Here is a 12,405-nt window from a genome sequence, read left to right as displayed (position 1 = left end):
TTATTTAGCATACCAAACTATACAAAAAAAAACTAGGGATTTTTGATAGAATCCCCAGTTTTCTTCATGGTGCTTAATTATGACGAACGTGATCAAATGTCTTTGTCAAAATAGTGAGAACGTGCGCATCATCAAGGCTATAAAGAATAGCCTTGCCTTCTCGCCGATTTTTCACTATATGATTTTCTCGCAATAATTTTAACTGATGCGAAACAGCAGACTGTTCCATATCCAAATGAGTAGCTATCGCCGTAACATTTAGTTCTCCCTCTTCTAGTAACAAGAGTATTTTTAGTCGTGTCACATCACTCAATAACTTAAATATTTGGCTTACACGATCAAATTCTTTTTCAACGGCTGTCTTCATCCAATTCTCCTTATCACTTTTTGTTGCTGTGAATTAGATTATACATCTATACGTTGGTTATTTCATCAATTGCGGCTTCTAAATTGGCTACCTTTTCTTCCGCCTCAGAAAGAGATGAAGCATTTACCCCAATATAAAATTTAATTTTGGGTTCTGTTCCAGAAGGACGAATCGCAATCCAACTACCATCAGCAAGTAGGTATTTCAGTACATTTGAAGATGGGGTGGTCATTTTTTCAGTCATTTTGGTTTGATGATTTGTTTTTGTTCGTTCTTTGAAATCTTCCGTTACGACAACATTGACACCGGCGAATTGGCTTGGTGCTTCTTTACGGAATTGTGTCATTAAGGCCGCAATTTTAGCAGCGCCTTCTTGTCCACTCATAGTAACCGAAATCGTTTTTTCTTTATAATAGCCATATGTTTCAAATATTTCTTGCAGTGCGTCATAAAGTGTTTTGCCTGCTTTTTTATAATAGGCTGCTACCTCTGCTAATAAAACCAAAGCTTGGATGGCATCTTTATCTCGAACAAATGATTTTACTAAATAACCATAACTTTCTTCAAAGCCGAACATAAAGGTATGTGTGTGATCTTCTTCGAATTGTTGAATTTTTTCGGCGATAAATTTAAAGCCAGTCAACACGTTTAACATCTTCACACCATAGTGATTTGCAATAGCTGTAGGCAATTCACTTGATACAATCGATTTGATGACAACGGCATTTTTTGGTAAAGTATTGGCTTGCTTATGAGCTTCCAAGATATAGTGAATAAAAATGGCACCGATTTGATTGCCTGTCAATACTTGATACTCACCATTTGGCATCCGAACAGCTGCACCAAGACGATCGGCATCTGGATCGGTTGCAATCAGTACATCAGCATTTTCTTCTTTTCCCAGTTTGATTGCATATTCAAATGCACCAGCCTCTTCTGGATTCGGTGATTTTACAGTCGAAAAATCGGGATCGGGAATTCCTTGATGCGGTTCGATGATATATTTTTCAAAGCCGGCTTGTTTTAAAGCTCTTTCACCCAACATTCTTCCTGTTCCATGTAGTGGGGTATAAACAAGCTTCAAATCTTTTCCCATTTCTTTGACTAACTCTGGATTAATGGTAACTTCTTTGACATTTTCAAGGTACGCACGGTCAACCTCTTCACCAATAATATGAATTAAGCCACTTGTTTCAACTTCTTCTTCAGATAAAATCGGAATTTCCAATGGATTTTCAATTCCCCGTACAAAGGTCGTTAATGCATCGGCATCTTGTGGGGGCATTTGGCCTCCATCTTCCCCGTAGACCTTGTATCCATTGTAGGCAGCTGGATTATGGGAGGCAGTAATCATAATACCTGCAAATGCTTTCAAATACCTTACTGCAAATGATAACTCTGGAGTAGGACGCAATGATTCGAAAACATAGGCCGGAATGTCATGTTTTGCTAATGTACGTGCTGCTTCCATTGCGAATGCTTCTGAAAAATGCCGAGAATCATACGCAATCGCGACACCTCTTCTCCGCGTTTCTGGGTCTTGTGTTTCAATAAATAAAGCCAAACCTTCTGTTGCTTGTCGAACAGTATAGATATTCATCCGATTGATACCAGGTCCTAAGATTCCTCTCATCCCTGCCGTACCAAATTCAAGTGGGGCATAAAATGCATCTTCTAAAGCAACGGGATCTTTTGCCAGTTCTTGCAATTGACCTTTTAAAGTAGGTTCTAATGTTTCTTCAGTACTCCATTGTTGATATACATCTTGCCAAGTCATATGAAACACCCTTTCTCATTTTATCAATTAAATTATACCATTCTTTTGAATTCTCTCCTAGATAGAAAAAGGCCGCAATCATAAATATGATTGTGACCTTTTTCAATTCGATTAAACGTGAATGTCTGCTAAATTTTCAATATAAGTAAAAGCATTTTGCCCTGCAATACTTCCTTCTCCCACGGCGGTAGTAATTTGGCGCAAGTTCTTTTCACGAACATCCCCAACTGCGAATACGCCAGGAATTTTGGTTTCCATCTCATCATTTGTTTCAATCCAACCATGTTCATTTAAAATTCCAGCAGATTCAAATGGTTGTGTTAAAGGATCCAATCCCACATAGATAAAGACGCCATCCGTTGCAACACTGGATTCTTCCCCTGTTTTCACATTTTTGACTTTGACTGATTCCACGACCCGTTCATTGCCTTCAATTTCTTCAACGACAGAATCCCAAATAAAAGAAATCTTCTTATTGGCAAATGCTCGATTTTGAATAATTTTTTGCGCTCTTAATTGATCACGACGGTGGATAATGACCACTTCTTTTGCAAATTGTGTAAGGTAAATGGCTTCCTCAACAGCCGAGTCACCACCGCCTACAACAACTAATTTCTTGTCACGGAAGAAAGCACCGTCACAAACCGCACAATAAGACACTCCGCGACCGGCATAGTCGTCTTCTCCCGGCACACCTAATTTACGGTGATCACAGCCAGTCGCAATAATAACCGTCTTTGCTTTATACGTTTTGTCATCTGTAATGACTTCTTTATAGGAGCCACCATCTTTGATTTCTTTGACAATCCCGTATGCATTTTCTGCACCAAATTTTGTTGCATTTTCATACATTTTATAAGCCAGCTCTGGTCCTAAGATAGAGTCAAAACCAGGATAATTTTCGACTTCGGCTGTATTGTTCATTTGACCGCCGGGTGCGCCTCTTTCAATCATGACCACTTTTAAATTTGCTCGAGCAGCATACAGTGCTGCTGTCATCCCTGCAGGACCTGCACCAATAATAATTACATCGTTCATTTTGTTCCCTCCATTTACTATCTGTTTCTCACTTTACTTATTTGTAGCAAAACTGACAACTAATTTGCTTAAAAAAAATAACATTTCTTTCATAATCATTGACTTTAGTCAGCAGTCAGGTAGAATTTCTTAGACATTATAACTATTAAATATAAGAGAGGTTTTTACTTTTGACAAGAGCAAAACTATTTACGCCTTCTGACAAAGAATTACTTTTTTTAAGTTGGCCTATATTTATTGAATTTTTTCTGCGAGTAGTAATTGGAAATATTAACGTGTGGATGATTTCTCATTATTCAGAACCTGCCGTCGCATCAATTGGGGCAGCCAACCAACTATTAAACCTATCCATTTTTATTTATGGCTTTGTTACGATTGGTACTCAAATATTGATTGCGCAGTATTTAGGAGCAAAAAAAAGCGAATCCGTTAAACAAGTCATCAACACTTCTTTGTTTGGCGCTTTAGGAATTGGGTTACTAATCAGCCTCGTGTTCATTTTATTTTCGCCTCAATTGCTACGTTTTATGAACTTAGAGCCTGAATTGATCACAATTGGGAAAAACTATTTGCAAATATTTGGTGGAAGTTTATTTATTTCTGCACTTTCAGCCGTAATTATTGCCATATTACGAACCCATGGATTTACGCAGCCTGCATTACTCGTGCCAATGGTTGCAAGTATTTTGGCTGTCGTCGGAAATTACTTGGCCTTGTACAGTCCATTTGGATTGCCTAGTTTCGGTGTGAGTGGCTTGGCTTGGTCGAGTGTGATTGGCAATACCATCGGACTTTTGATTGCTTTTTCCCTATTGAAAAAACATATTCGCTTTTCTTTATTTGATATTTCTTTGAGGCAATTCTCTTGGGAACGAATCAAACAAATTTTGACTTATGGCTTACCTTCTTCTGGCGAATCGCTCTCCTATCAAGGTGCACAGGTTGTCGTCACGATGATTGTGGCTTCTTTAGGAGCGAGTGTCTTAATTGCAAAATCCTATATTACTGCTATCTCTCAATTTGTCTATTTGATTGCAGCCGCCATCAGTCAAGGAAATCAAATCATGATTGGTCGCAATGTAGGAGCTGGCGAATTTCAACAGGCCTATAAGCGCGGCATGCGTTCGACGGTCATTGGCATAGGCGCCTCCGTCATTATCTGTGTAGTAACGTATCTTTTTATCGAGCCAATCATGGGCATTTTTACAACCAATCCTGAAGTGATTGAAATAGCGAAAGAAGTCTTTTTAGTTGAAATTATTTTAGAAGCTGTTCGTTCTATAAATATGACACTCGTTGGTTCTTTAAATGCCAGTGGCGATGTGAAATTCCCTCTTGTTTGTAGTTTAATCGTACTTTGGCTGATTAGTTTGCCGTTTTCATATCTTTTGGCCATCTCGTTTGGCTTTGGGTTGGTTGGCGTTTGGATTGCCTATGCGATTGACGAATTTTTGCGAAGTTGCTTGATGATTGCTCGATGGCGTTCTGGAGTCTGGAAATCAAAAGCCGTGGTGACGGTTGAAGACCAATCAATTGTTGATTTAGCTTAAGAGCGGTACGATAGTCACAAAGGAGGAGATACGTTATGTCAATCTACCAATTCCAAGTTCGTTTAGCATCAGGAGAAACCTATTCTCTTGAAAAATACAAAGGCAGTGTCTTACTAATTGTCAATACTGCTTCAAAATGTGGATTAAGAGGACAGTTTAAAGAATTAGAATCGCTTTACCAAGAGTACAAAGAGGATGGTCTTGTGGTTTTGGGATTTCCTTCCAACCAGTTTCACCAAGAACTAACTGATGGAAAAGCGGCACAAGAAAGTTGTCAATTAAATTATGGAGTGACCTTTCCCATTCACGCTTTAATAGAAGTAAACGGTCCTAATGCTGATCCCCTTTTTACTTATCTCAAGGAGCAACAGCCAGGTCTTTTGACCAAAGATATTAAGTGGAATTTTACCAAATTCCTAGTTGATCGAACGGGCAATGTCGTTAAACGGTATAGTCCTAAAACATCGCCTCTCGAAGCAAAAGACACAATCGAACAACTACTAGAAAAAAAGAGTTAAGTGAACGTTCAGTAGCAATCTTACTTTAATAGACTGTAAAAATGCATCGTCAGAGCCAAGCGTTTGCTCTGCGATGCATTTTTGTTATTCCTCTTTCATTTTTTGCCAGTGTCTATGATGCATCCTCACTTTGCAATCGGTACATATCGGCATACAAACCATTTCTGGCTAACAGTGCCTCGTGATCCCCTCGCTCCACAATCACGCCTTTGTCTAAAACAAGAATCATATTTGCATCCTTAATCGTAGATAAACGGTGAGCAATGGCAATGGTCGTACGATTTTTGCGCATATTTTTGAGTCCATCTTGAATGGCAGTCTCTGTTTCGGTATCAATGTTGGCCGTTGCCTCATCTAAAATTAAGATTTTCGGATTGGTTACAATGGTTCGAGCAAATGAAATCAATTGTCGTTGTCCACTGGAGTAACTTGCTCCTCGTTCAATCACTTTTGCTTGATACTTTCCAGGTAATTTTTCAATAAATTGGTCTGCTTGGACAAATGCCGCAGCTTGTTCGACTTGTTCTTGCGTGATAGTTGTGTCACGTAAACGAATGTTATCGGTAATGTCTCCGTAAAAAAGAAAGGCATCTTGCAAAACTAGTCCTATTTTTTGACGTAGTTCTTTTATTGGGTAGCAACGAATATCCCGGTCATCAATCAATATTTGCCCAGATTCAATTTCATAAAAACGCATCAAGCTATTGATAATTGAGCTTTTTCCACTACCTGTATGTCCGACGAATGCCATCGTTTCACCAGGATTAACCACAAAGGAAATATTTTTTAAAACGGGCTGCCCAGCATTGTAGGCAAACGTCACATTGCGAAATTCGACTTTTCCTGCCAAAATCGTATCACTGGCATCATGAAATGGTGCTGGAGCTAATTCTTGCTGATCCAAAATTTTTAAAATACGGCTACTGGCAACGATGCCATCTGAGAAGACACTTAACGAGTCCATCATTTGCGTCATAGGATTAAAAAAGCCAGAAACATAGGTAACAAATGCATAAATCAAGCCAACTTCAACTGGATTATGTAACGCATCCATTCCAAATAGGCTCAAGACGATTGCGACTGCCAAGGCATATAAAAGATTGATAACGGGCGCTAAGAGCAATGAATTCGTTCGAATCATCGCAAATCGGCTCTTCAGGTATAATTGATTGGTCTCATCAAATTCTTGATTTAATCGTTTTTCTTGATGGAATTGTTGAATAATCGCCATGCCTGAAATGGATTCATTTAACTTTGTATTTAATTCACTTAAACGTTCCCGCATTTGACGGTAGATCCGAGAACTATATTTTTGGTAATACCCAATGATGAAAAGCAGAATGGGTAGAAAAATAAGCATAACCAAAGCAATTTTCTTGTTGATTTGAAGCATGGCAAGAAAAGAAGAACCCACTGCAAAAATCCCTGTTATCACGGTCATAAAAACGTACCAGAACTCATTTAGCGATTCCGTATCGTTGGAGACACGCGAAACAATCGATCCTGCCGGTGTTTGATCAAAATAACGCATTCCCAAGGTATGAATTTTTCTAAAGAGAGTGGTTCGGACATAATTCAAGGTTTTTATCGAAGCATTGGCATATAAGTAGCTTTGAAAAAACAACATGACTGATTTCACCAATGTTCCAAATAAGTATAAACAACCAAACCCAATAATAATTTGACCAGTAGCGGAAAAGGAAGTCAAATAATGATCAATCAAATACTGCAATATTTTCGGCAACATAATATTGACGATTGACACACTCAAAGCAAAAAAGATTGCTATCATGAATGTCATTCGAAATGGTTTTGCAAATGGCAACATGCGTCGAATGATAGCAAATTGTTCTTTCAGCGACAAGGATTTTGACCATTCGCTTTTTTGCATTATTGTTCACCTCGCTCAATTTTGGCCTCTAATTGTTGTTTGCTCCACATCTGTGCATACCAACCATGCTTTTGTAGTAACTGCACATGGGTACCACGTTCGGCGATTGTTCCTTGCTCCATAACAATAATCTCATCCGCATGCATGACGCTACTTAATCGGTGTGCGGTGATCATTGTTGTTTGCCGCTTCGGACGCGTGTGAAGATGACGTAAGATTTCCTCTTCTGTCTTGGCATCCACCGCTGATAACGCATCATCCAAAATCAGTAATTCCGGGTCCAACATAAGCGAACGAGCAATGGAAATCCGTTGCTTCTGGCCACCAGACAATGATACGCCACGTTCACCAACAAGGGTATCGTACCCTTCAGGAAAGGCTTCGATGTCTTCGTGAATTGCCGCAATTTTTGCGACTTCTTCCACTTTTTCCTGAGTAGATTTAGGTGCAGCAAACCGAATGTTATCCCGAATGGTCATCGAAAATAAAAAATGATCCTGTGGTACATACCCAATGGATAATAACAACGCCTGCAAGCGATATTCTTTAATGTCGTGAGCACCGAAGAAAATTGTTCCTTGATAATTATCGTATTCTCGTAAAAAGAGTTTTAAAAGGGTGGTCTTCCCTGAGCCTGTTTTCCCAACAATTCCTAGTGTTTTTCCCTCTTCAACTTTCAGATGAATATTTCTCAAAATTGTTTGTTCAGGGTAATCAGGATAAGCAAAGGAATCAATTGAGATAGCAAGATCCCCATGAGCTGGCTCAGTTAGTCCATGCTCATCTTCGAGAATATGGGTTTCCTCTGCTAATAACTCTTCGATACGATCGTAACTCGCATTGCCGCGTTCGAGTACATTAAACAGACGACCAATGGCAAACATTGGCCAAACCAACATCCCAATATAACTAATAAAGGAAACCAACTGCCCCACCGTAATCGTTTTTTCCATAACATAGTGGCCACCCAGAAAAATCGTTAAGCCGTATGAAATCCCGATTATTGCAGTGATACATGGATCAAAAAGAGCATCATAACGATTGACTCGTCGATTTTTTTTAATCACATGAGCAATTTTTTCTTCAAAATCAGCAATGTCCTCTTTTTCCTGCCCAAATGTTTTGATTACCTTGATACCGGTAATACTTTCTTGGGTTTTATCGTTGATATCAGAAAAAGCTGCTTGAGCGTCGCGGAAAGCAACATGAATTTTTGACCCCAAGACACGAGAAGTTACTGCTAAGAGTGGTAATGGAATCATGGCCAAAATGGTTAAACGCCAGTCCACAAAAAGCACCATCGCAATAATAGTTGAAATGCCGGTAATCATGGAATCCGCAAAGGTTAAAATTCCTGCACCAGCAACATTTTGAACGGCACTGACGTCATTGGTGGCATGAGCCATTAAATCCCCTGTCCGATGCGTTTGAAAAAAAAGATGGTCCATTTTTGTAAAATGGTGAAATAGCTGACTTCGCAATGACCGCTCCAATTTCGCTGCACTCCCCCAAATATTGGTGCGCCAGATAAAGCGAAAACCGTATTGAGTGATGGCCGCAAGAGTTAACAAAGCAACCCAGAGGAGAATTTTGCTGCCAGATAATTGCTTTTGATCTATTTCATCGATGATTAGTCCAATCATTTTAGGTGGCAATACTTGGACAATCGCCACAACAATTAATGAGAATACTCCTAATAGGTAATGTTTTTTTTCTTGTCGAAAAAACCAACCCAATTTTTTAAATATTGACACTGCGATTCTCCCTTCTACGTACTTTTTTTGCAATAAGAAAATACCCAAACGATATAGAATTCGCTCCTACGGTCCAGTAGGGCCTGGGCGCAAATTCATTAGAATAAGCACGACACATTCTATATCGTTTGGATATTTTTTTCTTTGACCAATGAGCCAATCAAAAACTAGTTTTGATTTTTCATTTGTTGCATCATTTGACGAATCTTCTTTTCAGAAGGTTTTTGCCCCATTGACATCATTAGTGAACGCAACATTTCCTCATTCACAGGAGGATTTTTCTTCAAGTAATCTTTCATATATTTTCGCGCATAAAAGAAACCACCGATAGCGCCAACTGCTAATGCAATAATTGCAACGATTACATACATCATAATCAAACGAACTCCTTTCTATACAATCTGCTCTCAATCATTCATTTTACTAGAAGTGACCTAAAAAAAAAAGACAAATGGCAAAATTTTAAAGAAGGTTCTCTTTTCCTTTTGCCATAGGTCTTTAACTTAATGCTACATCACGTTTAGCGAACAACCAATTGGTGATCAGATAAATAACTGTACTGAATAGAAGAAGCCCTAAGCCCATTTGCCAATAATTTACTAGATAGTTTGTAGAAGCGCTTGTCCAAGCTTTGTTTCCTTGTAGCATTTGGATAAAATCTGGGATAGCTTCGCGGATATTTAATAAATTAAAGGGGTTCCAACGCAACCAGTTTTGTTTTTCCATCAACGTAAAAAGTAACACGTTCATCATAGACGATCCGAAGAGGACCCCAATTCCCAAACCGACTGCCAATGACTGCGAACGAATGACAGCTGAAATGAACAACGTGACAGAACTATAAAAAACCAACATCAATAAATTCGTTGCTCCATATAAAAGAGAAACCTCGATGGCGTTCCAGCCACCAAATTCAGTTAATCCCGTTGTAAATGAGCCATTTTTCAAAAATAAATAACTAGCTAAAAAACTACTCATCCACAAAATGAATGTGCCGAATAAGGCATACAAGATACAGGTAATCCATTTAGAAAGCAAAATTTGACTTCTGGAAAATGGTCGAATTAACAAAAATTTGATGGTTCCTTTTGTAAATTCCTCTGCAACAATGGATGCAGTCAAAATGACAATCACCAAGTTTAAAAACGAACTCATGCCCGACAATTGTGCAAAACTTTGTGGTGCAGTCATCGTTACTTTTGCTAGTTTCATTAATAAAGTGACTCCAAAAGTTGCCACAACTAAAAAGAGAAATAAAAACCCTGTCGTTTTTTTCTTAGCGAGTTTTAGCCACTCGTTGGTGATTAATGCACTCATTATAAGCCTCCTTCTTCTGTCCAAGCTAAAAATACATCTTCCAATGAGGAAACCTTAGGATAGAAAGCTAGGACATTTAAATCTTGATTCACTAAGTCTTTTAAAAGAGAGACTCTGATATCTTGCTCCAAATAAACCCATACTTGCTCTTGTCTTCTTTCAAACGACAAGGATTGTTGAGTGAGATACTGTGTTAATTCATCTATTTTTTGACACTCAACGACCATCACCAATTGTTGATTTTTGATTTCATCCATTGTAACCTGATGGGTGATTTTCCCATGCTGGACAATGACAAGTTCGTCCGCAACCAGCTCAATATCGCTCAATTGATGGCTTGATAAAATTACTGATATTCCCTTATTTTTTAAGTCGCGCAACATTTCACGAAATTCTTTCATTCCCATTGGATCCAATCCATTCATGGGTTCATCTAACACAAGTAACGAAGGCTGATGAATTAATGCTTGGGCTACACCTAGACGTTGTCTCATTCCCAAAGAATAGGTTTTTACTTTTTGATTGAAATGAGCTTCTAGATGAACTTGTTTAATGATTGCTAGAATTTCCTCCGGGGTGACATGTTTTCTAGACATCCGCGCATATTGAAGTAAATTATCCATTCCGCTCATATAATTGTAAAACTCAGGATTTTCAACAATTGCTCCAACTTCAGAAATTGCCTCACGGTAGTGTTCCTTTAAGGAATAGTTTGCAATGGTAATTTCACCATTTGACATTTTCATTAAACCGACAATCATTCGGATGAGCGTCGTTTTCCCAGCACCGTTTGGACCCAGGAGACCAACAATCTTCCCTTTTGGAACGTCAAAACTAACTTCATCGATAATCGTTTTCGATCCAATTTTCTTTGATACATTATTCACTTTTAAGATTGTCTCCATAAACTCCCCACTTTCTTTGTTATTAGCGTATCAAACGCCAAAAAAAAAGCAAGTGCGAATGCACAAGCTTTCAATATTGTTCGTTCATTGCAATCTTCTCCAAAAGTTGTGGATCAAAAACCTGTTTTTTTAACATGGCGATTTCATACTTATACGGTGGTTTTTTATTTTTCTTCTCTTCACCTACATAAGGGGTCTCCAAAATTTTTGGTAAGTTTTCTAATTTAGGATGATGAACAACATGGTTTAAGGCTTCGAAACCAATCGTACCAAAACCAATATTGGCATGACGATCCTTGTGGGAGCCTTGGGGATTTTTCGAATCATTCACATGAATCACTTTTAGTCGATCCAAACCAATGATGCGATCAAATTCTTCTAGTACACCATCAAAATCTTCTTTGATGTTATAACCAGCATCATTCGTATGACACGTATCGAAGGTCACTGATAATTTTTCATTCAAGGTTACTCCATCAATGATTGTTGCCAATTCTTCGAAGGTTTTTCCAAGCTCTGTTCCTTTACCAGCCATGGTCTCTAGAGCGATTTGTGGTACCTGATCTTTTTCAAGCACTTCATTTAGCCCTTTAATAATTTGAGCCAGACCCGCATCCACCCCAGCACCTACATGCGCACCAGGATGTAACGTAATTTGTAGCGCACCTAGTGCAGTGGCTCGCAAGATTTCTTCTCTTAAGAAATTCACTGCAAATCCAAAATTTTGAGGTTTGGTTGTATTTCCTAAATTAATAATATACGGGGCATGGACAACCAGATTACTGAGTCCATGACTTGCCATAAACGCCTTACCTGCCTCAATATTCAGGTCTTCAATGGGCTTTCTTCTGGTATTTTGAGGAGCACCCGTATAAATCATAAATGTCGATGCATCATAACTCGCTGCTTCTTCTGCTGACTGAAGAAACATTTTTTTCCCACTCATTGATACATGAGAACCAATTAACATCTTCTTTCCGTTGCCAAAAATCTATAAATATTTCTAACCAACTATAAAAATTGTCAGATTTATGTTTATTTCCTGTTTCTACGTGTCCGATTTTGCCACTTGCTCGCTACTCTCGTTTGCTATAACATTCCACAGGCGTTAATTCGGATACAACGAATCCTACCTATCTACGTTTCTGTTTAAGTAGAAGCTCGTAGATTAAGCACTGTAACTCGCTAAATTAAGACTTGCATTATAATCTCTATCCGCTGTATACCCGCATTCTTCACAGTGATAGGTGCGATCAGACAGTTTTAAGTCTACTTTTTTATGTCCACA

12 protein-coding genes are annotated in these 12,405 nt (G+C 38.6%); 2 read left to right on the top strand and 10 right to left on the bottom strand.

Annotated elements, in window-relative coordinates:
• Positions 1–73: 73 nt before the first annotated feature.
• The 3 genes from ACFSR0_RS01300 to trxB all read right to left on the bottom strand — a co-directional run bounded on the left by ACFSR0_RS01300 (position 74) and on the right by trxB (position 3,182).
• Positions 74–367 carry an ArsR/SmtB family transcription factor gene (locus ACFSR0_RS01300; RefSeq protein ID WP_379979118.1) on the bottom strand — a complete coding sequence of 98 codons (294 nt, stop codon included), beginning with the start codon at positions 365–367 and terminating at the stop codon, positions 74–76.
• A gap of 46 nt (positions 368–413) precedes the next feature.
• The gene (locus ACFSR0_RS01295; RefSeq protein ID WP_379979116.1) at positions 414–2,144 is read right to left on the bottom strand and encodes a phospho-sugar mutase; all 1,731 of its coding nucleotides are present in this window, start codon (positions 2,142–2,144) and stop codon (positions 414–416) included.
• 111 nt (positions 2,145–2,255) lie between these two features.
• Complete coding sequence (gene trxB, locus ACFSR0_RS01290) at positions 2,256–3,182, bottom strand: thioredoxin-disulfide reductase (protein ID WP_379979114.1); 927 nt, start codon at positions 3,180–3,182, stop codon at positions 2,256–2,258.
• A 170-nt stretch (positions 3,183–3,352) separates the two neighbouring features.
• Between trxB and ACFSR0_RS01285 the strand changes: the two genes are divergently transcribed.
• Both ACFSR0_RS01285 and ACFSR0_RS01280 read left to right on the top strand, forming a co-directional pair.
• A complete protein-coding gene (locus tag ACFSR0_RS01285) occupies positions 3,353–4,732 on the top strand; it encodes an MATE family efflux transporter (RefSeq protein WP_379979112.1) in 1,380 nt (459 codons plus the stop codon).
• A gap of 35 nt (positions 4,733–4,767) precedes the next feature.
• Positions 4,768–5,250 carry a glutathione peroxidase gene (locus ACFSR0_RS01280; protein WP_379979110.1) on the top strand — a complete coding sequence of 161 codons (483 nt, stop codon included), beginning with the start codon at positions 4,768–4,770 and terminating at the stop codon, positions 5,248–5,250.
• 112 nt (positions 5,251–5,362) lie between these two features.
• Here ACFSR0_RS01280 and ACFSR0_RS01275 read toward each other — a convergent pair whose 3' ends face one another.
• The 7 genes from ACFSR0_RS01275 to ACFSR0_RS01245 form a co-directional block, all read right to left on the bottom strand.
• Positions 5,363–7,141 (bottom strand): ABC transporter ATP-binding protein, encoded by a 1,779-nt coding sequence (locus ACFSR0_RS01275; protein ID WP_379979108.1) that lies wholly within the window; start codon positions 7,139–7,141, stop codon positions 5,363–5,365.
• Positions 7,141–8,895, bottom strand: coding sequence for an ABC transporter ATP-binding protein (locus ACFSR0_RS01270; RefSeq protein WP_379979106.1), 1,755 nt, complete (start codon positions 8,893–8,895; stop codon positions 7,141–7,143). The genes ACFSR0_RS01275 and ACFSR0_RS01270 overlap by 1 nt, the downstream gene beginning before the upstream one ends.
• 167 nt (positions 8,896–9,062) lie before the next feature.
• Positions 9,063–9,269 (bottom strand): YneF family protein, encoded by a 207-nt coding sequence (locus ACFSR0_RS01265; RefSeq protein ID WP_379979104.1) that lies wholly within the window; start codon positions 9,267–9,269, stop codon positions 9,063–9,065.
• Between the two features lie 124 nt (positions 9,270–9,393).
• Positions 9,394–10,212 carry an ABC transporter permease gene (locus ACFSR0_RS01260; protein WP_379979102.1) on the bottom strand — a complete coding sequence of 273 codons (819 nt, stop codon included), beginning with the start codon at positions 10,210–10,212 and terminating at the stop codon, positions 9,394–9,396.
• Positions 10,212–11,117, bottom strand: a complete 906-nt coding sequence (locus ACFSR0_RS01255) for an ABC transporter ATP-binding protein (RefSeq protein ID WP_379979100.1) — start codon at positions 11,115–11,117, stop codon at positions 10,212–10,214. The genes ACFSR0_RS01260 and ACFSR0_RS01255 overlap by 1 nt, the downstream gene beginning before the upstream one ends.
• Positions 11,118–11,187: 70 nt before the next feature.
• Positions 11,188–12,087: a deoxyribonuclease IV gene (locus ACFSR0_RS01250; protein ID WP_379979098.1), complete on the bottom strand. Its 900-nt coding sequence runs from the start codon at positions 12,085–12,087 to the stop codon at positions 11,188–11,190.
• Between the two features lie 198 nt (positions 12,088–12,285).
• Positions 12,286–12,405 (bottom strand): zinc ribbon domain-containing protein (locus tag ACFSR0_RS01245; RefSeq protein ID WP_379979146.1); only part of this gene is annotated, 120 nt, incomplete at its 5' end.

It is taken from the genome of Enterococcus camelliae (assembly GCF_042685105.1).
Lineage (GTDB): Bacteria > Bacillota > Bacilli > Lactobacillales > Enterococcaceae > Enterococcus_G > Enterococcus_G camelliae.
Note: the sequence above shows the minus strand (reverse complement) of the source record. Positions and strands in the feature narration are given on the sequence as shown.

Bases quoted from the DNA above. Each gene is read 5' to 3' on its own strand.
- ACFSR0_RS01280 (WP_379979110.1), top strand. From the start codon at position 4,768: ATGTCAATCTACCAATTCCAAGTTCGTTTAGCATCAGGAGAAACCTAT.
- ACFSR0_RS01295 (WP_379979116.1), bottom strand. From the start codon at position 2,144: ATGACTTGGCAAGATGTATATCAACAATGGAGTACTGAAGAAACATTA.
- trxB (WP_379979114.1), bottom strand. From the start codon at position 3,182: ATGAACGATGTAATTATTATTGGTGCAGGTCCTGCAGGGATGACAGCA.
- ACFSR0_RS01300 (WP_379979118.1), bottom strand. From the start codon at position 367: ATGAAGACAGCCGTTGAAAAAGAATTTGATCGTGTAAGCCAAATATTT.
- ACFSR0_RS01250 (WP_379979098.1), bottom strand. From the start codon at position 12,087: ATGTTAATTGGTTCTCATGTATCAATGAGTGGGAAAAAAATGTTTCTT.
- ACFSR0_RS01275 (WP_379979108.1), bottom strand. From the start codon at position 7,141: ATGCAAAAAAGCGAATGGTCAAAATCCTTGTCGCTGAAAGAACAATTT.
- ACFSR0_RS01265 (WP_379979104.1), bottom strand. From the start codon at position 9,269: ATGATGTATGTAATCGTTGCAATTATTGCATTAGCAGTTGGCGCTATC.
- ACFSR0_RS01260 (WP_379979102.1), bottom strand. From the start codon at position 10,212: ATGAGTGCATTAATCACCAACGAGTGGCTAAAACTCGCTAAGAAAAAA.
- ACFSR0_RS01255 (WP_379979100.1), bottom strand. From the start codon at position 11,117: ATGGAGACAATCTTAAAAGTGAATAATGTATCAAAGAAAATTGGATCG.